Source organism: Streptomyces sp. W1SF4, assembly GCF_003950035.1.
GTDB lineage: Bacteria > Actinomycetota > Actinomycetes > Streptomycetales > Streptomycetaceae > Streptomyces > Streptomyces racemochromogenes.
Window position 1 is genome coordinate 919527 of sequence record NZ_CP034350.1, and the last position, 23138, is coordinate 942664.

A 23138-nucleotide genomic window follows, 5' to 3' on the forward strand; every position below is an offset into this window, starting at 1 on the left:
TCAGGGACCAGGCGCCGGGTTACCCCGAGGTCAGCCCTTGCGCGCCTTGATCTCGCCGGTCAGCTGCGGGACGACCTCGAAGAGGTCGCCGACCACGCCGTAGTCGACCAGGTCGAAGATCGGGGCCTCGGCGTCCTTGTTGATGGCCACGATGGTCTTCGAGGTCTGCATGCCGGCCCGGTGCTGGATCGCGCCGGAGATGCCGGAGGCGATGTACAGCTGCGGGGAGACCGACTTGCCGGTCTGGCCGACCTGGTTGGAGTGCGGGTACCAGCCGGCGTCGACGGCGGCGCGGGAGGCGCCGACGGCGGCACCGAGGGAGTCCGCGAGGTCCTCGATGATCGCGAAGTTCTCGGCGCCGTTGACGCCGCGGCCGCCGGAGACCACGATCGCGGCCTCGGTCAGCTCCGGACGGCCGGTCGACTCGCGCGGGGTGCGGGAGACGACCTTGGTGCCGGTGGCCAGGGCGCCGAAGGAGACGGCGAGCGCCTCGACGGCGCCGGCGGCCGGGGCGGCCTCGACCGGGGCCGAGTTCGGCTTCACGGTGATGACCGGGGTGCCCTTGGACACGCGGGACTTGGTGGTGAACGACGCGGCGAAGGCGGCCTGGGTCGCGACCGGACCCTCGTCACCGGCCTCCAGGTCGACGGCGTCGGTGATGATGCCGGAGCCGATGCGCACGGCGAGGCGCGCGGCGATCTCCTTGCCCTCGGCGGAGGACGGGACGAGCACGGCCGCCGGGGAGACGGCGTCGTACGCGGCCTGCAGCGCGTCGACCTTCGGTACGACGAGGTACTCGGCGAACTCGGGGGCGTCGGCGGTGAGGACCTTGACGGCACCGTGCTCGGCGAGCACGGCGGCGGTGGCCTCGGCACCGGCGCCCAGGGCGACGGCGACGGGCTCGCCGACGCGGCGGGCCAGCGTCAGCAGCTCGAGGGTGGGCTTGCGGACGGCACCGTCCACGTGGTCGACGTAGACGAGAACTTCAGCCATGGGACTGCTCTCCTGCTATTGCGAAGTGTCTGGGGGCTTGAGAGGGGTGACCGAAGCTCTTAGATGAACTTCTGGCCGGCCAGGAACTCGGCCAGCTGCTTGCCGCCCTCGCCCTCGTCCTTGACGATCGTGCCGGCGGTGCGGGCCGGACGCTGGGCCGCGGAGTCGACCGCGGTGTAGGCGCCCTCGAGGCCGACCTCGTCAGCCTCGAGGTCCAGGTCCGACAGGTCCCAGGACTCCACCGGCTTCTTCTTGGCGGCCATGATGCCCTTGAAGGACGGGTAGCGGGCCTCGCCCGACTGGTCCGTCACCGAAACGACGGCCGGGAGGGAGGCCTCCAGCTGCTCGCTCGCGGAGTCGCCGTCGCGGCGGCCCGTGACGGTGCCGTCCTCGACCTTGACCTCGGAGAGCAGGGTGACCTGCGGGACGCCCAGGCGCTCGGCCAGGATCGCCGGGAGGACGCCCATGGTGCCGTCGGTCGACGCCATGCCCGTGATGACCAGGTCGTAGCCGGCCTTCTCGATCGCCTTCGCGAGGACCAGCGAGGTACCGATGACGTCGGTGCCGTGCAGGTCGTCGTCCTCGACGTGGATGGCCTTGTCCGCGCCCATCGACAGCGCCTTGCGCAGCGCGTCCTTGGCGTCCTCGGGGCCCACCGTCAGGACGGTGATCTCGGCCTCGTCCGCCTCGTCGGCGATCTGCAGCGCCTGCTCGACGGCGTACTCATCGAGCTCCGACAGCAGACCGTCGACGTCGTCGCGGTCGACGGTCAGGTCATCGGCGAAGTGCCGGTCACCGGTGGCGTCGGGCACGTACTTCACACAGACAACGATCCTCAGGCTCACGCCGGCTCTCCTACCGCATCGTCTTTTTCTGATACCGCCTTGTGCAGGCAGCATAGGCGCCTTGTAGGGCGGGTCCCGGTCGGGGCGGCCCGCGCTCCGAAGGGAATGTTACTCGTCAGTACACAGTGGGTCTTCCCCGGTTGCAAGGCCGCTGAACTGTGATCTGTCCAACGCCGCCCGAACCCGCCCCAGCAGGGACGATTCAGTCCCGCAACGCGTTGAAGCGCCCCTGGTGGTACAGCAGGGGGCCGCCCTCCCCGGCCGGGTCCCCCGCCACCGCCTCGGCGATGACCACCCGGTGCGCCCCCGCGGGCACCCGCGCGACCACCCGGCACACCATCCACGCCAGCACCCCGCCGAGCAGCGGCACGCCGTGCGGGCCGGGGGCCCACTCGGTCTGCGCCCCGAAGCGGTCGGCGCCGCTGCGCGCGAAGAGGCCGGCGAGCTCCCGCTGGTGCTCGCCGAGTATGTGGACGCCGAGGTACTCGCTGTCGCGCACCGCCGGCCAGCTGGAGGCGCCGGTGCCGATGGTGAACGAGAGCAGTGGCGGGTCGGCGGAGACGGAGTTGAGCGAGGTCGCGGTGAAGCCGGCGGGCCGGCCCCCGGTCTCGGCGGTGATCACCGCGACGCCCGCGGCGTGCCGCCGGAAGACGGAACGCAGGAGTTCGGGAGAGCCGGGCAGGGGGTCGTCGTCGGAGGAGCCGAGGGACACGGGCGGGGCCGTGGGGGCCGTCATGGGGATGCTTCCTTCTGCCGCGGGGTCGCGGACGTGCTGGGGGGACCGGGGGCCTGGACGGGGGCCTTCAGCGGTCCCGACAGCGCGCGCTCGCATGGCGGACGAGGTCCACGTGGAGCCGCCCGTAAAGCAGGAGTTCATACCGCATGCGGCCAGCCTGGCGATCTCACGCGCGCGCAGTCAAGCCGCAGCGGGCAGATGTCGGGCGCGTCACGCTGCGTGCGGGCGCGCGTACCGGCGCGCCCGTCACACCGCGGCCCCCAACGCGGCGATCACGTCGGCCTTGCGGGGCGTCCCGGCCGCGCGCCGGACGACCCGCCCGGCGGCGTCCAGGACGAGGACGGTGGGGGTCTTCTCGACGCCGAGGGCGCGCACCAGTGCGAGGTTGCGCTCGGCGTCGATTTCGATGTGCGCGACGCCGTCCACCATTTCGGCGACTTCGGCGAGGATCCTGCGGGTGGCCCGGCAGGGCTGGCAGAAGGCGGTGGAGAACTGGACCAGAGTGGCCCGCTCCCCCGGCTCCCGCCCCAGCTCGGCGGCGCCGAGGGGCCCCTGCCCGCCCGTCGCCCGCGTTCCTTCTCCGTGCCCGCGCACACCCGCTCCCGTCCGCCCTGTTCGCATGTACGTACCCTGGTCCGAGCATCCGTCCGGCGCCCGGCATTCCCCGCGTGACGAGAATCTCGCCCCGCGCGGGCGTCTGGGCTGGCCAGCGGGCCGCGTTTGGGGCACGATCCCCAATGGCCGCGTACCTACGCTGCCGTAACTTCCGGCCGGGAGCACCTCCCCAGGCAGAAAGCGGGGCCTCCCCCTCATGGCTGAGCTCGTATACCCCCCGGTGATCGGTGCCGCCCACACCCTCTTCCGCGCACTGGACATCCGGATCGACATGAAGGGCACCGAGAACATCCCGCGCAAGGGCGGGGCGGTCCTGGTGTCGAACCACATCGGCTACCTCGACTTCATCTTCGCCGGCCTGACCGCGCGCCCGCAGAAGCGCCTGGTCCGCTTCATGGCCAAGGAGTCGGTGTTCCGGCACAAGGTCTCGGGCCCGCTGATGCGCGCGATGAAGCACATCCCGGTGGACCGCCAGCAGGGCGAGACCGCGTACCAGCACGCGCTGGACTCGCTGCGCTCCGGCGAGATCATCGGGGTGTTCCCGGAGGCGACGATCTCCCAGTCCTTCACCCTCAAGAGCTTCAAGTCGGGTGCGGCGCGCATGGCCCAGGAGGCCGGCGTCCCGCTGATCCCGGTGGCCCTGTGGGGCACGCAGCGACTGTGGACCAAGGGCCGCCCCAAGGACCTCAAGCGCAGCCACATCCCGGTGACCATGCGCGTCGGCGAGCCGATCGAGGCGCCGAAGGACCAGTTCGCGGGCGCCATCACCCGCCGCCTGCGCGAGCGCGTGCAGGAGCTGCTGGAGGCGGCGCAGAGCGCCTACCCGGCCAAGCCGCAGGGCGCCGCGGACTCGTGGTGGCTCCCGGCCCACCTCGGCGGCACCGCCCCGACGGCCGCGCAGGTCAAGGAGCGCGAGGCCAACTGACCCCGGCCTACGGCCCGGCCGCGGGGGCACCCGCCGGATCCGGCGCCGCGCCCTCGCGCCTGCGGCGCCGGTGGGCGGCGACCCTGGCGCGCGTGGCGCACGCCGGGGTGCAGTAGCGGCGGGCGCTGCCGGGGCCGGTGGCGAGGAAGAGGCGGCCGCAGCCGGCCGCGGCGCAGGCCCCCCAGGCGAGGCGACCGTACTCGGCGAGCAGCTGGGCGAGGACGAGGGCGCCGGAGGCGAGGAACCACTCCCCCCAGTCCGCCCCGTCGCCCCGGTCCACGTGCAGGTGCCAGGAGTGGCCGTCGTGCCGGGTCAGCCGGGGCCGGGTGGCGTACTCCTCCAGCAGGGCGTTGAGGGCCCCGGCCGCGCGGTCCTCGTCGGTCTCGGCGAGCACCTCGGCCACGCGCCGGACGGCGGCGCGCAGTTCGTCCGCCTCCGCTTCCGTGAAGACCTCCGGGGCGAGTTCCTCCGGGCGTTCACCGTGCCGGGCGAGCAGTTCCGCCAGGGCGGCGCGCGGCAGCGCCGGGTCCGCGCGGACCGCCTCGGCCAGCTCGATCAGCCTGCGGGCCGCGGCGAAGCCGCCGCTCGGGTTCCGCCGGTCCGCCATGCACGGATCCTTTCATCCTGCACCCGTCTGACGTAACGTCTTTTTCGCTTAACACGTTACCGAACGCGGAGGGGGTTCGCCGATGGGCGGGTTCGGGCGGTATCTGGCGGCGGCGCTGGCGGCGCGCTTCGCGTCCGAGGGCATGGGCATGGCGGTGGTGCTGCTGGCCGTGGAGCGCACCGGCAGCGCGGCCCACGGGGCGTTCGTGCTGACCGCCTGGCTGGCGCCGCACGTGCTGGCCGCGCCGCTGGCGGGGACCGCCGCGGCCCGGGCCCGGCGGCCGCGGCTGTTCTACGCGGGCGCGCTGGCGGGGTTCACGGTGGCGGTGGCGGCGCTGTCGGCGCTGCTGGGCCGGGCTCCGGTGCCGGTGGTGCTGGCGGTGGCGGTGCTGGGCGGGACGTGTGGGCCCGTGGTGACCGGCGGGCTCTCCAGCCTGGTCGCGGGACTGCTGCCGCAGGGCCCCGCGCGGGACCGGGCGTACGGCTGGGACGCCTCCACCTACAACGCGGCGGCGGTGACGGCCCCGGCGGCGGTGAGCGTGGTCGGGGCGGTGCTCTCGGCCGGGCCCGCGATGGCGGTGCTGGCGGCTTCGGCGGCGCTGGCGGCGCTGCTGGCGGCGTCCCTGCCGTACGCGGGCCCGGGCGCGGACGCGGGCTCCTCCTCACCGGAGGGGCCCCGCGCCGGGCTGGGGGCGGGGCTGGCCGCCCTGTGGCGGGTCCGGGAGCTGAGGGCCATCACCTCGGCGACCACCCTGGCCTTCGTCGGCATCGGATCGCTGACCACCACCTCGGTGCTGCTGGCGACCGGGCTCGGCAGTCCGGGCGCGGGCGGGGTCCTGATGACGGCCTTCGCGGCGGGTGCGCTGGCCGGGTCCCTGACGCTGGGCCGGATGACGGGCGTGGCGCCGGGCCGGCTGGCCCGCTGGGGCATGGCGGGCACCGGGGTGGCCCTCGTGGCGGCGGCGTTCACGCCGTCGGTGGCGCTGACGGCGGCGGCGTTCGCGGTGGCCGGCTACTGCGACGGGCCGCTGCTGACGGCCACGCTGCGGATCCGCTCGGAGAACGCCCCGGCGGCGGTGCGGCCGCAGGTGTTCACGCTGGGGGCGGGACTGAAGATCACGGCGGCTTCGACCGGCGCCGCCCTCGTGGGGCTGGCCGCCGCCGCGCCGCCGTGGACGCTGCTGCTCGGGATCGCCGTACTGCAGCTCGCGGCCGCCGCGCTGCACGCGCTGGTGGCGGGAGGGAAGCCCGTACCGGCCGAGGGGGTCACAGAGCCGTCGGCAGGTTCCGCCACAGCTCCGGCCGGTCCGCGGACTCCTGGAGCGCCTTGAGCGCGGCGGGGTGCGGGGCGGCGTGGAGCTCGGGGTAGTCGGCCTCGCCGAGCTCGGGGCGGACCGGGAAGGCGAGCCGCTCCCGGTCGAGGCTGAACCGCGCGTCCACGCCGGGCTTGTTGCCGCGCGGGTCGATCCGCGACCAGGCCGCGGCGCCGGGCAGCCGGACGGCGACGAGCCCGTGGACCACCGGGGCCGTGCCGTCGTCCCGGGTCAGGCGCTGGTAGCACAGGGCCGCGGGGATGCCCTGGGCGCGCAGCAGGGCGGCGAGGGCGTGGGACTTGGCGTAGCAGATGCCGTTGCGGGTGGCGAGCACGTCGGAGGCGCGCCAGGAGACGCGCGGGTCGCCGGAGTCGGCCGAGTGCGCGATGGTGTCCCGGACGAATTCGAAGGCCCTCTTGGCGTATGAGTATGCATCGCCGGTGGCCGACCAGAGGGCGTCGGCGGTCTCCTGCACCAGGGGGTGCCAGTGGTCGATGGCCTCGTCAGAAGCCAAGTACGCGTGGATGTCCGGGTTTTGTTGGGTGAGCTGCATGGGCCGGAGCATAGGCATGCCCCTGACCGTAGATCAATAGATTTACGGTCAGGGGCATATCTATTCACTTATGCGGCAGGCCGCGGCAGCGGGCGCCCTAGCGGGACAGCTCCTCCTTGAGCGCCTGGAGGAAGCCGTCCACGTCCTCTTCCTGGGTGTCGTAGCCGCACATCCAGCGGACGTGACCGGCGGCCTCGTCCCAGAAGTAGAAGCGGTACCGCTGCTGGAGCCGGCGCGACACCTCGTGGGGCAGCTTCGCGAAGACGGCGTTGGCCTGCACCGGGTAGAGGATCTCCACCCCGTCCGTCTCGCGCACACCGGCCGCGAGCCGCTGCGCCATCGCGTTGGCGTGGCGGGCGTTGCGCAGCCACAGGTCCTTCGCGAGCAGGGCCTCCAGCTGCACCGACACGAAGCGCATCTTGGAGGCGAGCTGCATCGACATCTTGCGGACGTGCTTCATCTGCCGGACCGCGTCCGGGTTCACCACGACCACGGCCTCGCCGAACATCATGCCGTTCTTGGTGCCGCCGTACGACAGCACGTCGACGCCCACCGTGTTGGTGAAGGTGCGCATCGGCACGTCGAGCGAGGCCGCGGCGTTGGCTATCCGGGCACCGTCGAGGTGCACCTTCATGCCCAGGCCGTGGGCGTGCTCGCAGATCGCCCTGATCTCGTCCGGGGTGTAGACCGTGCCGAGCTCGGTGTTCTGGGTGATCGAGACGACCTGGGGCATGGCCCGGTGCTCGTCCTCGAAGCCCCAGGCCTCCTGGTCGATCAGCTCGGGCGTGAGCTTGCCGTCCGGGGTGGGCACGGCGAGCAGCTTGAGGCCGGCCATCCGCTCCGGGGCGCCGCCCTCGTCCACGTTGATGTGGGCGGTCTTGGCGCAGATCACGGCGCCCCAGCGGTCGGTCATCGCCTGGAGGGCGGTGACGTTCGCGCCGGTGCCGTTGAAGACCGGGAAGGCCTGCGCGTACGGGCCGAAGTGGCTCCGGATGACCTTCTGCAGGTGCTCGGTGTACTCGTCCTCGCCGTAGGCGACCTGGTGGCCGCCGTTGGCGAGCGCGATGGCCTCCAGGATCTCCGGATGCACCCCCGCGTAGTTGTCGCTCGCGAAGCCGCGCACCGCCGGGTCGTGGTGGCGGCGGGCGTCGGTCTTCACGGTTGCGGGGTGAGCCACAGACGCTGTCCGTTCACTTCGGGGGCGGGCCGCTCCCAGACGCCGGCGATGGCCTCGGCCAGCTCCTTGACGTCGGTGAAGCCCGCGAACTTGGCGTTGGGGCGCTCGGCGCGCATGGCGTCGTGCACCAGGGCCTTGATCACCAGGATCGCGGCGGCGGCCTGCGGCCCGTCCTCGCCCCCGGCCTTGCGGAAGGAGTCCGCCATGGCCAGGGTCCAGGCCTCGGCGGCCGCCTTGCCGGCGTTGTACGCGGCGTTGTTGGCGACCGGCTTGTGGGCGCCGGACTGGCTGATCAGCACGTAGCGTCCGCGGTCGCTGCGCAGCAGCCCGTCGTGGAAGGCCAGCGAGGTGTGCTGGACGGTGCGGATGAGCAGCTTCTCCAGGAAGGTCCAGTCCGCGAGGTCCACGTCGGTGAAGGTCTTGCTGCCGCGCCAGCCGCCGACCAGGTGGACCAGGCCGTCGATCCGGCCGAACTCCTTCTCGGTGCGCTCGGCCCAGGCCTTGGTGGCCTCCAGGTCGAGCAGGTCGACGGTGTCGCCGGTGACGGTGGCGCCTCCGTGGGCGTAGCGGGCGGCGTCGACGGCCTCCGCCAGGCGCGCCGCGTCCGCGTCGGAGGCCACGACCGTGGCCCCCGCCTCGGCGAGGCGCATCAGCGCGGCGCGGCCGGCGGGGCCGCCGGCCCCGGCCACCGCCACGACGGCTCCGTGGAGCGTCCCATTGCCGTTCATCCGTACAGCCTCCTGTGCGCGGTCGCTCACGCGGCGGCCCGCTCGGTGTCGTCCGCGTTCGCCGGGGTGATGCCCTTGGTGGAGGCGATCACGCCCTTGAGCTTCTTGGCGAGGGCCTCGTAGAACATGCTGAGGGGAAACTCGTCGGGAAGCACGTCGTCCACGAGCTTGCGCGGCGGCTGCGTCAGGTCCAGGGCGTCGGGGCCCTTGGCCCACTTGGAGCCCGGGTGCGGGGCGAGGTAGGTGGAGACCAGCTCGTAGGCCTTGAACCAGTGGACCAGCTTCGGGCGGTCGATGCCCGCGCGGTAGAGGTCCTCGATCTCGGCGCACAGCTGGTTGGTGACCTGCGGGGCACGCATCCAGTCGATCTTCAGCTTGTTGTCCGTCCAGCGCACGACGTCGTGCTTGTGGAGGTACGCGAAGAGCAGCTGGCCGCCGAGGCCGTCGTAGTTGCGGTTGCGGTCACCGGAGACGGGGAAGCGGAACATCCGGTCGAAGAGGACGGCGTACTGGACGTCACGGCCGTGCTCGTTGCCCTCGGACTCCAGCTTCACGGCCTCCTTGAAGGCGGTGAGGTCGCAGCGCAGCTCCTCCAGGCCGTACATCCAGAACGGCTGGCGCTGCTTGATCATGAACGGGTCGAACGGCAGGTCGCCGTGGCTGTGGGTGCGGTCGTGGACCATGTCCCACAGGACGAAGGCCTTCTCGCAGCGCTCCTGGTCCTCGACCATGCGGGCGATGTCCTCGGGCAGCTCGATGCCCAGGATGTCCACGGCGGCGCCGGTCACCTTGCGGTAGCGGGCGGCCTCGCGGTCGCAGAAGATGCCGCCCCAGGTGAAGCGCTCGGGGGCCTCGCGCACGGCGATGGTCTCCGGGAAGAGCACGGCGGAGTGGGTGTCGTAGCCCGGGGTGAAGTCCTCGAGGGTGATGCCGAGGAAGAGCGGGTTGTCGTACCGGGTGCGCTCCAGCTCGGAGAGCCACTCGGGCCACACCATCTTCAGGACGACGGCCTCGAGGTTGCGGTCCGGGTTGCCGTTCTGCGTGTACATCGGGAAGACCACGAGGTGCTGCAGGCCGTCGGCGCGCTGGGCGGCCGGGTGGAAGGCCAGCAGGGAGTCGAGGAAGTCCGGCACGCCGAAGCCCTGGGCGACCCACTTGCGCAGGTCGGCGACGAGCGCCGCGTGGTACGCGGTGGCGTGCGGCAGCAGCGGGGACAGCTCCTCGACGGCGCCGGCGACCCGCTCCACGGCGGCCTCGACGTCGGCGCGGGCGGGGGCGCCCTCGGCGTCGAAGTCGATCGATCCGTCCTTGGCCTGCCAGGGGCGGATCTCCTCCACGGCGGCCTTGAGCACGGGCCAGGCGGGGTGGTCGACCACCCGCGCGCCAGCGGTTATCACGGCACCGCCGGAGCCCGGCACAAGAGTTTCCGTCATGTCACTTCCTCCACAGGAGAACCTCGCGTTAAGACAGCGTATGCATGCGAGGCTCCCCTGCTCAAGAGGAATCTAAGGAAAATATCCTGTGGGACCCCCCACTCCACCGGAAGTCTTCCCGTAACTCACGGTGGAATCCACCACTCCGCCTAGTAGTTGACCCGTTCGGCCTCCCCCGCGGCACGGCGAAAAGAAAGAGGGGACTCCCCCACTCAGGCGCGCTCCCCACCGCCGCGCTCCTCCCGGAAGTGCGGGATGACCTTCTCCCCCCACTGCCGCAGGGTCTCCAGACAGGCCTCCTGCGGCACCGTCCCCATCTGCACCAGGCACATCACCTCGTCCGCGCCGGCCGCCCGCAGCCGCTCCACGTACGCGATGGCCTCGTCCGCGCTCCCGTAGGCGTGGTCGGCGTTGAAGGTGGCGGTGGAGGTCGGCCGCACCGGGATGTCCAGCTCGTGCAGCCGGGCCACCACCTGCTCGGCGGCCCGGCGCATCTGCGCCGTCTCGTCGGCGCCGGCCACCACCGCCTCGTCCGGCACGCCCGCGCCGCCGTACCAGTGCCCGATGGACTGCGCGAAGAACCGCTGCCCCCGGACACCGATCCGGCGCGCCTCCCGGGGGTCGTCGAGCACGATGGTCGGGCAGAGCACCGAGAAGTGGTCGTTGACGGCCGTGGAGACGAACCGGCTGCCGTCGCGGGCGGCGAGCGCGGCGTCGTACACCGCCCGCATCCCCGCGATCGACTCCGGCCCGGCGAAGCCCATCACCAGGGCCCCGACGCCCAGTTCGGCGGCCTGCACCAGGGTCTCGCCCCGGCTGCACGCCAGGAACAGCGGCGGATGGGGCCGCTGGGCCGGGCGCGGCAGGATCGGGTGGGGGCCGATGTCCAGCAGTTCGCCGCGGTACTCCAGCTCCTCCTCCTGCCAGGCCTTCCCGATGATCCGCAGCGCTTCCTCCACCTCGGCGGTGGTGCGCTCCCGGTCCACCCCGCACAGCGAGGTCTCCTGCTCGGTGCCGCCGCGCCCGGCGCCCAGGTCGAGCCGCCCGCCGGAGAGCAGGTCGAGCATCGCGGCCCGTTCGGCCACGCGCACCGGGTGGTTGAAGTTGAAGGGCATGCACACGACGCCGTGGCCGATGCGTATCGTGTCCGTCCGGGCCGCGACCCAGGTCAGGAAGACCTCCGGGGCACTCATGTGTGCGTACCACTTCAAGGAGTGGTGCTCGACGGCCCAGATCCGGTCGAATCCCATGCGTTCGGCGAGGACCGCCTGCTCGACGCAGTCCCGGATGACCTGGTGTTCCCGTTCCACGGTCGGATCGGCCAGCTGAGCCTCGAAGATCACGGAGAATTTCACGATGCCTCCAGGGATGCGTCCCGTGCCCGGTCTTACTTCGATTAGGAATATGACTAGTAGTCAGACCTCGAAGAAGCAAGAGCTCCCGCCGACCGCGTGGGCGGTGCTCGGCCTGCTGTCGTTCCCCGGCGAGCGCACCGGCTACGAGCTGAAGAAGTGGGCGGACTCCTCCCTCCGCTTCTTCTACTGGTCGCCCGCGATCAGCCAGATCTACGCCGAACTGCGCCGCCTGGAGGAGCTGGGATACGCGGCCTCCGCGCGCTCGGGGCCCGAGGAGGTCCGCGCCAAGCGCCGCTACGCCATCACGGAGGCGGGCCGCGAGGCCCTCGCGGGCTGGGCCTCGGACACCGCGGACGCCGGGCCTCCGGTGCTCAAGCACGGGCTCCTGCTGCGGATCTGGCTGGGACACCTGGCCGAGCCGGAACGGCTGCGCGCGATGGTCGAGGACCACGTGGAGCGGACCCGGCGCGAGCTGGCCGCCGTGCGGGAGGCGATGGAGCACGCCGCGGACGTACCGGAATGGGCCTTCCCGGTGCTCGCCCTGCGCTGGAGCGAGCGGCAGCACCTGGCCGAGCTGGACCTGGCCGGCGCCCTGCTCGACGACCTCCGCGAGGCCGCGGCACGGACCGCCGGAGCCGGGGAGAGGCCCGCCGGGCACGTCCCGGGAGCCGGGGAGCGGGCCGCCGGGACCGCCGGCTGAGCCGGTGCGCGGCCCGTCGGCACGGCGCCGCGTCAAGCCGGCGGGGACGCGCCCACGCAGGGGTGACGCGACGCGGCGCCCCCAGCCCGCCGGGCGGCGCGCACCCCTGGCGGGAAGCGGCCGGAGGGCTTCCGCGGGCCCTTGCACGACCGGTCCCATCGCGCGCGGGGCGCACTAGCATGCGTCCTCACCGCGCGCGGCCGGTCGGGACACCGCGACCGTGCGGGGAGCCGCCCTCGACGGAAGCGAGAGAACCTTGACTTTCCTCACCATCGGTCACCGCGGGGTCATGGGTGTCGAGCCGGAGAACACCCTGCGCTCGTTCCTGCGCGCGGAACGCTGCGGGATGGACGTCATCGCGCTGGACGTGCGCCTCAGCAAGGACGGCGCCCTGGTCGTCCTGCACGACGCCGAGGTCGACCGGACCACCGACGGCACGGGCGCCGTCGCCGACCTGACCCTCGCCGAGCTGCGCGGGCTGGACGCCGGTCAGGGCGAGCGCGTCCCGGTCCTGGAGGAGGTCCTGGACGCCGTCCGCGTCCCGCTCCAGGTGTCGGTGCGGGACCGGGCCGCGGCCACCGCGCTCGCGGAGCTGATCGTGCGCCGCGACCTGGGCGCCCGGGTGGAGGTGGCCTCCGGGGACGGGGAGCTGCTCGCGGAGGTCGCCCGGCGGGCCCCCGGCGTCCGGACGGCCCTGCACCCGGAGCGGCCCGGCGCGGCCGCCGAGGACCTCGTGGACCTGGCGCTGGCGGCGGGCGCCCGCACCGTGGCCCTGGACATCCGCCGGCTCACCCTGGAGACGGTGGAGGCGGCCCACGCGGCGGGGCTGCGGGTGACGGGGCGGGCGGTCGACACCCTGGACCGGCTGCGGCTGGCGCGGGCCCTGCAACTGGACGGCGCGGCCACCGACTTCCCGGAGGTCCGCAGCACCGGGCGCTTCACCGCGTAGGCGTACTACAGCGCCTTGACCAGCAGCTCGAAGGCGAGGTCGTCGCGGAGCGGCACGCCGAAGCGCTCATCGCCGTAGGGGAAGGGGCTCAGTTCGCCCGTGCGCTCGTAGCCGCGTCGCACGTAGTAGGCGATGAGCTCCTCCCGTACGTTCACCACGGTCATCCGCATCTGCTCGGCGCCCCAGGTCTCGCGGGCCCGGCGCTCGGCCTCCGCCAGGACCTCCTTGCCGAGGCCGGCGCCCTGGAGCCCGGGGCGCACCGCGAACATGCCGAAGTAGGCGTGGTCCCCGCGGTGTTCGAGCTGGCAGCAGGCGACGAGTTCGCCCGCGCGCTCCACCACCAGCAGGATGCCGTCCGGGTCGGCGATGATCGCGCCCACGCCCTCGGGGTCGGTGCGCTGCCCGTCCAGGAAGTCGGCCTCCGTGGTCCAGCCGGCCCGGCTGGCGTCGCCGCGGTAGGCCGACTCGACGAGGGCCACCAGGTCCGGTACGTCCGCCTCCACGGCGCTGCGGAAGCTGAGGGCGGCGGCGGGCTGGGCGGTCGGCATCGGGGGCTCCGTTCATCGCGGCGGCATATGACATGCCTCGTACGGCAAGCAGAGCCTAACCCGGGTCGGCGTGAGGGCGGCGTGAGCAGGGAATCCCTTCTGCTGACGCCGACGAACCGGGAGGTTCCGCCGTGCACGGATCCGCGATGCCCCTCACCCTGGCCTGGATGCTCGTGGCGCTGTGCGCGGCGAGCGGCGGGTACTGCCTGCTGCGGGCGCGCAGAGCGGACCGGCGCACGCGCGGGGCGGCGGCCGGCGAGGCGGTGATGGGCTTCGGGATGGCGGCGATGGCCCTGCCGGCGGACACCGGGCCGTGGGGCCCGGCGGTCCTGCTGGCCGTCTTCTGCGGGGCGGCGCTGCACGCGCTGTGGCTGCTGCGCGACGGGGTGCACCACGCGCACCACCTGGTCGGCTCGCTGGCGATGGCGTACATGGCCCTAGCCATGACCGCCGGACACGGGCACGGCCGGGCGGGGCTGCCCGTGGTGACCGGGGCACTCCTCCTCTACTACGCCGGGTACGTGCTGCTGGGCGGGGCCCGGCTGGTGACGGCGGGCGGGGCCGCGCGGCCGGTGGCGCCCGTCCCGGGCGGGGCGCCGGGCGGAGTGCCGGGCGGGGCCGGGGAGCTGACGCGGGCCTGCCGACTGGCCATGGGGACGGGGATGTTGGCGATGCTTCTGGCCATGTGAGGCCCGCGGCAAGGGGGTCGGGGCGCGGGGGTGACGTGTCCTGCGTCACCAATGCCCCGAGCCCGTACCGGTGGGCGGGGCCGCGCTCATAGGCTGGCGGACATGATGGTCCCCGCCGCTCTCCTGCTGCTCGGCGCACTGACCGCGGTGCTCGCGCCCCGCCTGCTGGCCCGGGCCCAGTGGCCCGAACGCGAACCGGTGGTCGCGCTGTGGGTGTGGCAGTGCGTGGTGGCCGCGACCCTGCTGTGTCTGGCGCTGTCGATGCTGCTGAGCGCGGCCGCCGCCTGGCAGGCGGTGCGGGGCCGGCTGTTCGCCGCGGCCCCGCACGGGGTGGCCGACGCGTACGCGCTGGGCGCGGAGGGCGGCGCCTGGGCCGCGGGTACGGCGCTGGCGCTGGCCTGCGGGGGGCTGTGGACCGGGGCGATGCTGGCGCGGGAGGTGCTGCGGGCGCGGGCCCGGCGACGCGCCCGGGGCGCCGAACTCCTGGTCCGGGCCCCGCTGCTGCCGGGCGAAGACCCGGCCGCGGCGCGCCTGGTGGTGCTGGAGGGTCCGCGTCCGGAGGCCTGGTGGCAGCCCGGGCCGGCGCCGCGGCTGGTGGTGACCACGGCGGCGCTGGGCCGGCTCAAGGGCAGCCAGCTCGACGCGGTGCTCGCGCACGAGCAGGGGCACGTGGCGGCCCGGCACGACTGGCTGCTGCACTGTTCGCGGGCGCTGGCCCAGGGGTTCCCGCAGGTGCCGGTGTTCGCGGCGTTCGAGGCGCAGATGCACCGGCTGGTGGAACTGGCGGCCGACGACGTGGCCTCGCGGCGCTACGGCCGGCTGACCGTCGCCCTGGCCCTGGTCGGGCTGAACGAGGACCGGGGCGTGTTCGGCCCGTGCGGGCCCGAGGAGGCGCACGTCCCGCAGCGGGTGCGGCGGCTGTTGTCGGCCCCGCCGCGCCTGTCGCCGACGCGGCGGCTGAGACTGACGGCGCTGGCCGCGCTGGTTCCGGCCGTTCCGCTGCTCGTGGCCTTCGTACCGGGGCTGAGCGCGCTGACCTGAGGGCGCGGCCCGCGTGCTGACAGGATCAAGGGCATGCGGAACACGTGGCTTTCCAGGGCCGGGGTAGGCTGCGCGCTGCTCGCGGCCGTGCTGACCGTGCTCGTGGTGGCGCACTGGCCGCCCCTGATCTCGTACGACGACCGGCTCGCGCGGGACCTGCACGCCTACGCCGTCACCCATCGCGGGGTCACCCACCTCGTGCGGGTCCTCGCCGACTGGGTCTGGGACCCGTGGACGATGCGCGCCGTGGCCGCCGTGGCCTGCCTGTGGCTCTGGTCGCGCGGGGACCGCTCGCGGGCGGTACGGGTGGGGGCGGCGGTGCTGGCGGCAGCGGCGGTGCAGCAGGGGCTGAAGGCGCTGATCGGCCGGGCCCGCCCGCAGTGGCCGGATCCGGTCGCGACGGCGCACTTCGCGGCGTACCCCTCGGGCCACGCGATGACGGCCACGGTGGTGTGCGGGCTGCTGCTGTGGCTGCTGCCCGCGAAGGCGCCGCGGGGCGCGGTGGCCGCGGCCCGGACGGTGGCGGCGGTGTCGGTGCTCGGGGTCGGCTTCACCCGGATCTACCTGGGCGTCCACTGGTTCTCGGACGTGCTCGCGGGCTGGCTGCTGGGCGTGGCCGTGGTGTCGCTCGCGGCGTTCCGGCATGCCTGCCCGGGGCGATCCCCCGCGTCGCCCCGAGCAGAAGGTCCCGCGCGCTGAGTATATTGGCTCGGAGCCAGTCAACGCAGGAGTAAGCATGGTCCCGCGCAGCCCGTCGGTCAATGAAGAATTGCGCAGACGTTCCCGGGAGCGGCTGCTGCAGGCTACGGTCGAACTGGTGGCGGAGCGCGGGTACGAGGCGACCAAGCTGGGCGACATCGCCGACCGGGCGGGCGCGGCGCGCGGCCTGGTCTCGTACTACTTCCCCGGCAAGCGCCAGCTGCTCCAGTCCGCCGTGCACCGGCTGATGCACCTGACGCTGGAGGCGGCCCTGGAGCGCGAGCCCCGCTCGGACGACGGGCGGGAGCTGCTGGCCCGGGCGATCGACGCGGTCCTCGGGCTGGCCCGGGACCAGCCCCGGCTGATGCGCACGCACATGGCGGGCATCCTCCAGGCGGAGGGGTTCATCCGGTGTCCGGAGCAGCAGCGCCTGGCGGAGCTGCTGCGGGGGGCCGTCGCGGCGTACGGCTCGGCGGACGTGGACGCCGACTACCCGCTGCTGCGGGCGCTGCTGATGGGGGCGGTGGTCGCGGTGCTGCTGCCGGGGGCGCCGATGCCCGCGTCCCGGCTGCGGGCGGAGCTGTTCCAGCGGTACGGACTGGACTGGGAGCTGGGTGTCCCGCCGGACGGGGGGCCGCCCGGCGGAACGTTTCCCCCTCGTGCGGGGTGAGGGCCGTCAGTGGTACTCGGGCTGGCTCTGCACGTTGAGCCGGTCCAGCCGCACCCACTTGGCGCTCTCGGTGCGCCAGTCGTCGAGCCTCAGCACGTCGAGGCCCTTGACGATGTCGTTCGAGTAGATGTGCCCGTTGTAGTAGTACGCCGACCACGAGCCGCCGAGGCCCAGCTGGTCGGTGGTGAGCGGTCCGCGCTCGAAGTAGCCGATCTCCTTGGGGGCCGCGGAGTCGGTGAAGTCCCAGACCGAGACGCCGCCCTGGTACCAGGCCTGGACCATGATGTCGCGGCCGCCGCCGACCGGGATCAGCGAGCCGTTGTGGGCGACGCAGTTCTCGGTGTCGGCCTGGTGGCGCGGGATCTTGAAGTAGCCCTTGAAGACCAGTTTGCGCTGGTCGCCCCGGCCGGTGATGTCGTAGATCCCGTCGGCGCCCCGGTTGGGTCCGGTGGCCTCGTTGCAGGTGGCGCCGCCACCGCCGCCGAGTTCGTCGGTGAACACCACCTTGTTCGCCCGCTCGTTGAAGGTCGCCGAGTGCCAGAACGCGAAGTTGACGTTGTCCTGGACGCGGTCGATGACCTTCGGCTGCTCCGGCTTGCTGATGTCGAAGAGGATGCCGTCGCCCATGCAGGCACCCGCGGCCAGGTTCTTGGACGGCAGCACGGTGATGTCGTGGCAGCCGGTGGTCTTGGAGACGCCGGGGTTGGTCGGCGCGCCCGGGTTGCCGCCGTCCGGGAAGAGCACCGGGAAGCCGACGACGGCGGCCTGGGTCGGGGCCTTCTTCGGGACCTTGACCACGGAGATGCCGTCGTGCGGCGGCTTGCAGTCCGGGAAGGCCTCGTTGGGCGAGTACGAGGAGACGTAGAGGTAGATGTCGCGGCCGCCGGGCACCAGGGTGTGGGTGTGGGATCCGCAGGCGGTCTCGACGGACTTGATGTACTTGGGGTTCTTCTTGTCCTTGATGTCGAAGATCTTGATGCCCTCCCACGAGGACTTCTCCGTCGCGGGCTGCGAGACGCTGTTGCAGGAGTCGTCGCTGCGGGAGGAGTCGGTGGAGAGGAAGAGCAGGTCGCCGGAGACGGAGATGTCGTTCTGTCCGCCCGGGCACAGGACCCGGGTGAGGACCTTGGGCGCCTTGGGGTTGGCGATGTCGTAGATGGTGAAGCCGTCGTAGTTGCCGGCGTAGGCGTAGTCGCCCTGGAACGCCAGGTCGGAGTTGATCCCGGCCGGGTTGGCGCTGGGGATGTTGGCCAGGGGTTTGATGTTGGCGCTGTGCACGATCTCGTCCTTGCCGGGGATCTCCCCGGGGGCGAGTTCGCGGCCCTGGGCGGGGGCGGCGCTCTGCGGGGATCCGGCGCCCGGGGTCAGGTCGCCCGGGTCGGGGGTGGCGGCCGCCGGTCCGGCGGTGGCCAGGAGCGTGGCGAGGAGTCCGGCGGCGGCCAGGGCCGCCCCCAGACTCCGGTGGCGCGCTCTGACGCTGCGGTGCGAGGTCACTGTGCCTCCCGTGGGGGCCCGTACGTTTCGCTCCTCCTGGGAACGGAACCTGGACCCCGGCAGTATCTTGCTTTTCATGGACATGGCAAACGCATTACTCGGCCGATTCCTGGGGGCGGCCCTGACCGCCGGCCTCCTCCTGACCGCCACCGGATGCCAGGACGACGACGCGGGCTCCCGGGCGGCGGGCGACGGCTCGCCGGTGGTCGTCGCCCCCGGGAAACCGGGCGGCCCGGCCCGCACCCTCACCCCCGAACAGGCCGCGAGGGAACGCCCCGACGACAGCCCCAACGCGGCCGACCACGCCTACGTGCGCCACATGGCCGAACACCACCGCCAAGCCCTCGCGATGAGCGCCCTGGCCCCCGACCGGGCCTCGGCGGACGGGGTGAAACGGCTCGCGGAGCGGATCGCGGCCGCGCAGGGGCCCGAGATCGGGGCCATGGAGAAGTGGCTCTCCCGGTACCCGGCGCCGGGCGGTGACTCCGGCGGCCACGACCACGCCGCGATGCCCGGCATGGCGACCGGACAGCAGCTGGCGGAGCTGGCCGCGGCCAAGGGGGCCGACTTCGACCGGCTGTTCCTGCGGCTGATGACCGCCCACCACCAGGGGGCGCTGAAGATGGCCGGGGAGGCCCTCGCCCAGGGCAACAACGTCGCCGTGGAGGAGATGGCGAACGAGGTCGTGGCCACCCAGAGCGCCGAGATCGAACGGATGCGCGCGTTGGGCTGACGGGTCCGGGGGCCGGTGGCATCCTGGGAGCACCTGCGGGAGGAGTACCGCCGTGCTTCGTGTCGCCGTCGTCGGTTCGGGCCCCAGCGGGGTCTACGCCGCCCAGACGCTGGTCCAGCAGCGGGAGGTGCCGGGCGTACGGGTCGACGTCCTGGACCGGCTGCCGGCCCCCTACGGCCTCGTGCGGTACGGGGTGGCCCCCGACCACGAGAAGATCAAATCGCTGACCGGAAATCTGCGGTCGGTCCTGGAGGACGAGCGGATCCGCTTCCTCGGCGACGTGGAGGTCGGCGGCGCGGGCCTGCCGACCGCCCGGCTGCTGGAGCTGTACCACGCGGTGGTGTACTGCGTGGGCGCCGCCCGCGACCGGATGCTCGGCATCCCCGGCGAGGATCTGGCCGGGGTGCACTCCGCGACGGCCTTCGTGTCCTGGTACAGCGGCCACCCGGACGCCGGCCCCTTCGACCTGGGCGGGGTCCGCTCGGCGGTGGTGGTCGGCGCCGGCAACGTGGCCGTGGACGTGACGCGGATCCTGGCCCGGGGCGCGCCCGAGCTGGAGCCGACCGACATGCCCCAGCCCGCGCTGGGCGTGCTGGCCGCCAGCGGGGTGCGCACGGTGTCGATGGTGGCCCGGCGCGGCCCCTCCCAGGCCAAGTTCACCACCAAGGAGCTCCGCGAACTGGGCACGCTGCCCGGCGTCGGCACCCGGGTGGACCCCGCGGAGCTGGCCCTCGACCCGGCGTACGAGGACCAGGGCGCGGCGGCGGCGCTGCCCGCGGCGGTCCGGCGCAACCTGGAGGTGCTGCGCGGCTGGTCCGGAGCCCTCCCGGACGGCGCGGCCGCGGCCCGGGACATCCGGCTGCGGTTCTACCTGCGGCCGGTGGAGGTGCTGGGCGGGCCCGACGGCCGGGTCCGCGGGCTCCGCTTCGAGCGGACGGCCCCGGACGGGCGGGGCGGGGTGAGCGGGACGGGCGCGTACGAGGACGTCGAGGCCGAGCTGGTGCTGCGCTCGGTGGGCTACCTGGGCGTGCCGCTGCCCGGCCTGCCGTTCGACGCGGCGACCGGGACCGTGCCGCACGCGGCGGGCCGGGTGCTGCGCGAGGGCCGGGCCTCGGTGGGCGAGTACGTGGCGGGCTGGATCAAGCGCGGGCCGACGGGGGTCATCGGCACCAACCGGCCGTGCGCCAAGGAGACGGTGTCCTCGCTGCTCCAGGACGCGGGCGCGCTGGCCCGCCGCGACCTGCCCGCGGACCCGCTGGACGCCCTGCGGGCGGCGGGCCTGCACCCGGTGGAGTGGCCGGGCTGGCTGTCCATCGAGGCGGCCGAGCAGGCCCTGGGCCGCTCCCTGGGCCGCCGCTCGGTGAAGATCCCCGACTGGACCGGCCTGCGCACGGCGGCGGGCCCGGCCGGCTCCTAGCAGCCACCCGCGGGGGCTTCCCCGGCGGAGCCGTCCGCGGGGTGGTGGTCCTCGTCGGCCGTGGCGGCGGTCAGGATGCTGTCGAGGAGGCCCGGGAAGCGGGTCTGGAGGTCTTCGCGGCGCAGGCCGTTCATCTTGGCCGTGCCGCGGTAGGTCTGGCGTACGACGCCGCTCTCGCGCAGGACGCGGAAGTGGTGGGTGGTCGTGGACTTGGTGACCGGCAGGACGAAGTCGGAGCAGGCCAGTTCGGCGTCCGTGGAGGCGAGTTCGCGGACGATGGACAGCCGCATGGGGTCGGAGAGGGCGTGCAGGACGCCCTCCAGCCGGATCTCGCCGGGCTCGGGGTGGGCGAGGGCGCGGGCCGTGTCGCGTTCCGTCATGTCCTGCTCCACTCGTTCGGCTCGGCTTCGGGTCCCATCGTACGAGAAACGTCGTAGGAAGGCCGCGTGAAGGGGGTGGGTGCGGCGCCGCTCACGGCGGCGCCGCACCGGGTCACCAGCTGCGGTGGTACTGGTCCGGCGTGGGGATCTCCGCGCCCAGCTCGGCGGCCGCGCGGCGGGCCCAGTACGGGTCGCGCAGCAGCTCGCGGCCGAGCAGGACGGCGTCCGCCTCGCCGTTGGCGATGATCTTCTCGGCGTGCTCCGGCTCGGTGATCAGGCCGACGGCGGCGACCGGGAGTGTGGTCTCGGCCTTGACCCGGGCGGCGAAGGGCACCTGGTAGCCGGGGCCGAGCGGGATCTTCACGTGCGGGGCGAGCCCGCCGGTGGAGACGTCGAGGAGGTCCACGCCGTGCTCCTGGAGCAGCCGGGCCAGCCGGACGGTCTCGTCTGCGGTCCAGCCGTTCTCCTCCAGCCAGTCGGTGGCGGAGATCCGGAAGAACAGGGGCAGTTCCTCGGGCCACACCGCCCGTACGGCGTCGACGACTTCGAGGGCGAGGCGGGTGCGGTTCTCGAAGGAGCCGCCGTACGCGTCGGTGCGCCGGTTGCTGTGCGGGGAGAGGAACTCGCCGATGAGGTAGCCGTGGGCGCCGTGGATCTCCAGGACCTCGTAGCCCGCGTCGAGGGCGCGCCCCGCGGCGGCCGCGAACCGGGCGGTGATCTCGTGGATCTCCTCGGTGGTGAGCTCGTGGGGCACCTGGTACCCCTCGTCGAACGGTACGGCGCTCGGGGCGACCGGCTGCCAGCCGTGGCCCTCGGGGCCGACGGGGCGGCCGCCCTTCCAGGTGCGCTCGGTGGAGGCCTTGCGGCCGGCGTGGGCGATCTGGATGCCGGGGACGGAGCCCTGGGACTTGACGAAGGCGGTGATCCGGCGGAGGGCCTCGACCTGGGTGTCGTTCCAGATGCCGAGGTCGTAGGGGCTGATGCGGCCTTCCGGCGCGACGGCGGTGGCCTCCTGGATGATCAGGCCGGTGCCGCCGGTGGCGCGGGCCGCGTAGTGCGCGAAGTGCCAGTCCAGGGCCACGCCCGCGTTCGGGCCGAAGGCCTCGGCGCTGTACTGGCACATCGGGGCCATCCAGACGCGGTTCGGGATGGTGACCGAACGCAGGGTGTAGGGCTGGAACAGGGCGGCGAAGGCAGCGGGTGCAGCACTCATGGGGCTCTCCAGACGTGACCGGACGCGCACCGGGGACGGCGCTAAGTACGAGAAACACCGTACTACGAAAACTCCCGTAGTACGAGCCCCCTCGTACAACGAGGCCGAAGGGTCGAACGGGTCTTCGGCGGCCCGGCCTGCCCGACCGCCGTCGGCGGTCGGGTGCAGACTGGCCGGAAGCTGCCGTGAGGGACAACGACGTCCGGAGGTGTCGGCCATGACCGACGTGGTACTGCTCGCGGGGACCCGCAAGGGCCTCTTCATCGGCCGCCGCCGGGGCGAGGACCCCTGGGAGTTCGACGGACCGCACTTCAACGCCCAGGCCGTCTCGGCGGTGGCCGTCGACACCCGGGGGCCGCGGCCACGGCTGCTGGCGGGCGGGGACAGCTCGCACTGGGGGCCGTCCGTCTTCAGCTCGGACGACCTGGGCGCGACCTGGCGGGAGCCCGCCGCGCCCGCCGTGAAGTTCCCCAAGGACACCGGCGCCTCGCTGGAACGGGTCTGGCAGCTGCACCCAGCCGGCCCGGAGGCCCCGGACGTGGTCTACGCCGGGACGGAGCCGGCCGCGCTCTTCCGCTCCACCGACCGGGGCGAGTCCTTCGAGCTGGTCCGGCCGCTGTGGGAGCACCCGACCCGTTCACAGTGGGTGCCGGGCGGCGGCGGTGAGGGGCTGCACACGGTGATCACCGACCCGGCGGACGCGGACGCCGTGACGGTGGCGGTCTCCACCGCCGGGGTGTTCCGCACCAGGGACGGCGGGGCGAGCTGGGCACCGTCCAACCGCGGGGTCTCGGCCGTGTTCCTGCCGGACCCGGACCCGGAGTTCGGCCAGTGCGTCCACAAGATCGCGCAGGACGCCGGGGACCCCTCCCGGCTCTACCTCCAGAACCACTGGGGGGTCTACCGCAGCGACGACGCGGGCGCCGCGTGGACCGACATCGGCTCCGGCCTGCCCTCCGACTTCGGCTTCGCGGTGGCCGCCCACCCGCACCGCCCGGACACCGCCTACGTCTTCCCGCTGAACGCCGACTCCGACCGGGTCCCGGCGGAACACCGCTGCCGGGTCTTCCGCACCCGGGACGCGGGCGCCAGCTGGGAACCCCTCACCAAGGGGCTGCCGGCCGGCGACCACTACGGCACCGTCCTGCGCGACGCCCTGTGCACCGACGACGCCGACCCGGCGGGCGTCTACTTCGGCAACCGCAACGGCGAGCTGTACGCCAGCCACGACGACGGCGACAGCTGGCAGCTCCTCGCCGGCCACCTGCCGGACGTGCTCTGCGTACGGGCGGCCGTGCTGCCCTGAGGCCGCGGACGGGACCGGCT

Annotated in this window: 25 protein-coding genes; 11 read left to right on the forward strand and 14 right to left on the reverse strand. The window is 73.5% G+C overall.

Annotated elements, in window-relative coordinates; genetic code table 11:
* Positions 1–30: 30 nt before the first annotated feature.
* The 4 genes from D1J60_RS04425 to D1J60_RS04440 form a co-directional block, all read right to left on the reverse strand.
* A complete protein-coding gene (locus D1J60_RS04425) occupies positions 31–993 on the reverse strand; it encodes an electron transfer flavoprotein subunit alpha/FixB family protein (RefSeq protein WP_125820207.1) in 963 nt (320 codons plus the stop codon).
* Positions 994–1052: 59 nt separating this feature from the next.
* Positions 1053–1838 carry an electron transfer flavoprotein subunit beta/FixA family protein gene (locus D1J60_RS04430; protein WP_125603595.1) on the reverse strand — a complete coding sequence of 262 codons (786 nt, stop codon included), beginning with the start codon at positions 1836–1838 and terminating at the stop codon, positions 1053–1055.
* A gap of 202 nt (positions 1839–2040) precedes the next feature.
* Positions 2041–2574, reverse strand: a complete 534-nt coding sequence (locus D1J60_RS04435) for a flavin reductase family protein (RefSeq protein ID WP_241253139.1) — start codon at positions 2572–2574, stop codon at positions 2041–2043.
* A gap of 246 nt (positions 2575–2820) precedes the next feature.
* The gene (locus D1J60_RS04440) at positions 2821–3195 is read right to left on the reverse strand and encodes a thioredoxin family protein (RefSeq protein WP_125820208.1); all 375 of its coding nucleotides are present in this window, start codon (positions 3193–3195) and stop codon (positions 2821–2823) included.
* Positions 3196–3385: 190 nt separating this feature from the next.
* On the opposite strand from D1J60_RS04440, the gene D1J60_RS04445 reads away from it, so the two are divergent.
* Positions 3386–4114, forward strand: coding sequence for a lysophospholipid acyltransferase family protein (locus D1J60_RS04445; protein WP_125602512.1), 729 nt, complete (start codon positions 3386–3388; stop codon positions 4112–4114).
* Positions 4115–4121: 7 nt separating this feature from the next.
* Here D1J60_RS04445 and D1J60_RS04450 read toward each other — a convergent pair whose 3' ends face one another.
* Positions 4122–4721, reverse strand: coding sequence for a CGNR zinc finger domain-containing protein (locus D1J60_RS04450; protein ID WP_125820209.1), 600 nt, complete (start codon positions 4719–4721; stop codon positions 4122–4124).
* Positions 4722–4803: 82 nt separating this feature from the next.
* Here D1J60_RS04450 and D1J60_RS04455 point away from each other — a divergent pair, with 82 nt between their 5' ends.
* Positions 4804–6051, forward strand: a complete 1248-nt coding sequence (locus D1J60_RS04455) for an MFS transporter (protein ID WP_125820210.1) — start codon at positions 4804–4806, stop codon at positions 6049–6051.
* Here D1J60_RS04455 and D1J60_RS04460 read toward each other — a convergent pair.
* The 5 genes from D1J60_RS04460 to D1J60_RS04480 all read right to left on the reverse strand — a co-directional run bounded on the left by D1J60_RS04460 (position 5987) and on the right by D1J60_RS04480 (position 11279).
* Positions 5987–6586, reverse strand: coding sequence for a transglutaminase family protein (locus D1J60_RS04460; protein ID WP_125820211.1), 600 nt, complete (start codon positions 6584–6586; stop codon positions 5987–5989). The two genes, D1J60_RS04455 and D1J60_RS04460, sit on opposite strands and share 65 nt — an antisense overlap.
* Positions 6587–6683: 97 nt before the next feature.
* On the reverse strand, positions 6684–7745 hold the full coding sequence (locus D1J60_RS04465) for a low specificity L-threonine aldolase (protein ID WP_206436482.1): 1062 nt from the start codon (positions 7743–7745) through the stop codon (positions 6684–6686).
* Positions 7742–8491 carry an SDR family oxidoreductase gene (locus D1J60_RS04470; protein WP_125820213.1) on the reverse strand — a complete coding sequence of 250 codons (750 nt, stop codon included), beginning with the start codon at positions 8489–8491 and terminating at the stop codon, positions 7742–7744. Before D1J60_RS04470 ends, D1J60_RS04465 begins: the two co-directional genes overlap by 4 nt.
* Positions 8492–8517: 26 nt before the next feature.
* Positions 8518–9924, reverse strand: a complete 1407-nt coding sequence (locus tag D1J60_RS04475; protein WP_125602524.1) for a DUF6421 family protein — start codon at positions 9922–9924, stop codon at positions 8518–8520.
* 212 nt (positions 9925–10136) lie between these two features.
* Complete coding sequence (locus D1J60_RS04480) at positions 10137–11279, reverse strand: LLM class flavin-dependent oxidoreductase (protein WP_125820214.1); 1143 nt, start codon at positions 11277–11279, stop codon at positions 10137–10139.
* A gap of 49 nt (positions 11280–11328) precedes the next feature.
* Here D1J60_RS04480 and D1J60_RS04485 point away from each other — a divergent pair, with 49 nt between their 5' ends.
* A complete protein-coding gene (locus tag D1J60_RS04485; RefSeq protein ID WP_164720831.1) occupies positions 11329–11979 on the forward strand; it encodes a PadR family transcriptional regulator in 651 nt (216 codons plus the stop codon).
* Between the two features lie 256 nt (positions 11980–12235).
* Complete coding sequence (locus tag D1J60_RS04490) at positions 12236–12928, forward strand: glycerophosphodiester phosphodiesterase family protein (RefSeq protein WP_125602530.1); 693 nt, start codon at positions 12236–12238, stop codon at positions 12926–12928.
* Positions 12929–12933: 5 nt separating this feature from the next.
* Here the strand turns inward: D1J60_RS04490 and D1J60_RS04495 are convergent, their stop codons facing one another.
* Entirely contained in the window at positions 12934–13476 is a 543-nt protein-coding gene (locus D1J60_RS04495; protein WP_125820216.1) for an N-acetyltransferase, read from the reverse strand.
* A 146-nt stretch (positions 13477–13622) separates the two neighbouring features.
* Here D1J60_RS04495 and D1J60_RS04500 point away from each other — a divergent pair, with 146 nt between their 5' ends.
* From D1J60_RS04500 to D1J60_RS04515, 4 genes are all read left to right on the forward strand, one after another.
* Entirely contained in the window at positions 13623–14165 is a 543-nt protein-coding gene (locus D1J60_RS04500) for a DUF5134 domain-containing protein (protein ID WP_206436483.1), read from the forward strand.
* Positions 14166–14267: 102 nt separating this feature from the next.
* Positions 14268–15206, forward strand: coding sequence for a M56 family metallopeptidase (locus D1J60_RS04505; protein ID WP_125597259.1), 939 nt, complete (start codon positions 14268–14270; stop codon positions 15204–15206).
* Between the two features lie 33 nt (positions 15207–15239).
* Positions 15240–15905 carry a phosphatase PAP2 family protein gene (locus D1J60_RS04510; protein WP_125820218.1) on the forward strand — a complete coding sequence of 222 codons (666 nt, stop codon included), beginning with the start codon at positions 15240–15242 and terminating at the stop codon, positions 15903–15905.
* Positions 15906–15942: 37 nt separating this feature from the next.
* Positions 15943–16575: a TetR/AcrR family transcriptional regulator gene (locus tag D1J60_RS04515; RefSeq protein WP_125597252.1), complete on the forward strand. Its 633-nt coding sequence runs from the start codon at positions 15943–15945 to the stop codon at positions 16573–16575.
* A gap of 6 nt (positions 16576–16581) precedes the next feature.
* Here the strand turns inward: D1J60_RS04515 and D1J60_RS04520 are convergent, their stop codons facing one another.
* Positions 16582–18069, reverse strand: coding sequence for a hypothetical protein (locus D1J60_RS04520; protein ID WP_125820219.1), 1488 nt, complete (start codon positions 18067–18069; stop codon positions 16582–16584).
* Positions 18070–18145: 76 nt separating this feature from the next.
* Here D1J60_RS04520 and D1J60_RS04525 point away from each other — a divergent pair, with 76 nt between their 5' ends.
* Together D1J60_RS04525 and D1J60_RS04530 are read left to right on the forward strand one after the other, a co-directional pair.
* Positions 18146–18802 (forward strand): DUF305 domain-containing protein, encoded by a 657-nt coding sequence (locus tag D1J60_RS04525; RefSeq protein ID WP_125820220.1) that lies wholly within the window; start codon positions 18146–18148, stop codon positions 18800–18802.
* Between the two features lie 52 nt (positions 18803–18854).
* Positions 18855–20219, forward strand: a complete 1365-nt coding sequence (locus D1J60_RS04530; protein ID WP_125820221.1) for an FAD-dependent oxidoreductase — start codon at positions 18855–18857, stop codon at positions 20217–20219.
* On the opposite strand, the gene D1J60_RS04535 is transcribed toward D1J60_RS04530, so the two are convergent.
* Together D1J60_RS04535 and D1J60_RS04540 are read right to left on the reverse strand one after the other, a co-directional pair.
* Positions 20216–20599 carry a helix-turn-helix domain-containing protein gene (locus D1J60_RS04535; protein WP_125820222.1) on the reverse strand — a complete coding sequence of 128 codons (384 nt, stop codon included), beginning with the start codon at positions 20597–20599 and terminating at the stop codon, positions 20216–20218. The genes D1J60_RS04530 and D1J60_RS04535 overlap by 4 nt on opposite strands.
* Positions 20600–20711: 112 nt before the next feature.
* Positions 20712–21812, reverse strand: a complete 1101-nt coding sequence (locus D1J60_RS04540; protein WP_125820223.1) for an NADH:flavin oxidoreductase/NADH oxidase — start codon at positions 21810–21812, stop codon at positions 20712–20714.
* Positions 21813–22029: 217 nt separating this feature from the next.
* Between D1J60_RS04540 and D1J60_RS04545 the strand changes: the two genes are divergently transcribed.
* The gene (locus D1J60_RS04545) at positions 22030–23118 is read left to right on the forward strand and encodes a sialidase family protein (RefSeq protein ID WP_125597234.1); all 1089 of its coding nucleotides are present in this window, start codon (positions 22030–22032) and stop codon (positions 23116–23118) included.
* Positions 23119–23138 lie beyond the last annotated feature (20 nt).

Bases quoted from the DNA above. Each gene is read 5' to 3' on its own strand.
- D1J60_RS04460 (WP_125820211.1), bottom strand. From the start codon at position 6,586: ATGCAGCTCACCCAACAAAACCCGGACATCCACGCGTACTTGGCTTCT.
- D1J60_RS04545 (WP_125597234.1), top strand. From the start codon at position 22,030: ATGACCGACGTGGTACTGCTCGCGGGGACCCGCAAGGGCCTCTTCATC.
- D1J60_RS04440 (WP_125820208.1), bottom strand. From the start codon at position 3,195: ATGCGAACAGGGCGGACGGGAGCGGGTGTGCGCGGGCACGGAGAAGGA.
- D1J60_RS04425 (WP_125820207.1), bottom strand. From the start codon at position 993: ATGGCTGAAGTTCTCGTCTACGTCGACCACGTGGACGGTGCCGTCCGC.
- D1J60_RS04475 (WP_125602524.1), bottom strand. From the start codon at position 9,924: ATGACGGAAACTCTTGTGCCGGGCTCCGGCGGTGCCGTGATAACCGCT.
- D1J60_RS04470 (WP_125820213.1), bottom strand. From the start codon at position 8,491: ATGAACGGCAATGGGACGCTCCACGGAGCCGTCGTGGCGGTGGCCGGG.
- D1J60_RS04445 (WP_125602512.1), top strand. From the start codon at position 3,386: ATGGCTGAGCTCGTATACCCCCCGGTGATCGGTGCCGCCCACACCCTC.
- D1J60_RS04540 (WP_125820223.1), bottom strand. From the start codon at position 21,812: ATGAGTGCTGCACCCGCTGCCTTCGCCGCCCTGTTCCAGCCCTACACC.
- D1J60_RS04500 (WP_206436483.1), top strand. From the start codon at position 13,623: ATGCCCCTCACCCTGGCCTGGATGCTCGTGGCGCTGTGCGCGGCGAGC.
- D1J60_RS04515 (WP_125597252.1), top strand. From the start codon at position 15,943: ATGGTCCCGCGCAGCCCGTCGGTCAATGAAGAATTGCGCAGACGTTCC.
- D1J60_RS04435 (WP_241253139.1), bottom strand. From the start codon at position 2,574: ATGACGGCCCCCACGGCCCCGCCCGTGTCCCTCGGCTCCTCCGACGAC.
- D1J60_RS04510 (WP_125820218.1), top strand. From the start codon at position 15,240: ATGCGGAACACGTGGCTTTCCAGGGCCGGGGTAGGCTGCGCGCTGCTC.
- D1J60_RS04525 (WP_125820220.1), top strand. From the start codon at position 18,146: ATGGACATGGCAAACGCATTACTCGGCCGATTCCTGGGGGCGGCCCTG.
- D1J60_RS04505 (WP_125597259.1), top strand. From the start codon at position 14,268: ATGATGGTCCCCGCCGCTCTCCTGCTGCTCGGCGCACTGACCGCGGTG.
- D1J60_RS04535 (WP_125820222.1), bottom strand. From the start codon at position 20,599: ATGACGGAACGCGACACGGCCCGCGCCCTCGCCCACCCCGAGCCCGGC.
- D1J60_RS04455 (WP_125820210.1), top strand. From the start codon at position 4,804: ATGGGCGGGTTCGGGCGGTATCTGGCGGCGGCGCTGGCGGCGCGCTTC.
- D1J60_RS04450 (WP_125820209.1), bottom strand. From the start codon at position 4,721: ATGGCGGACCGGCGGAACCCGAGCGGCGGCTTCGCCGCGGCCCGCAGG.
- D1J60_RS04495 (WP_125820216.1), bottom strand. From the start codon at position 13,476: ATGCCGACCGCCCAGCCCGCCGCCGCCCTCAGCTTCCGCAGCGCCGTG.
- D1J60_RS04485 (WP_164720831.1), top strand. From the start codon at position 11,329: ATGACTAGTAGTCAGACCTCGAAGAAGCAAGAGCTCCCGCCGACCGCG.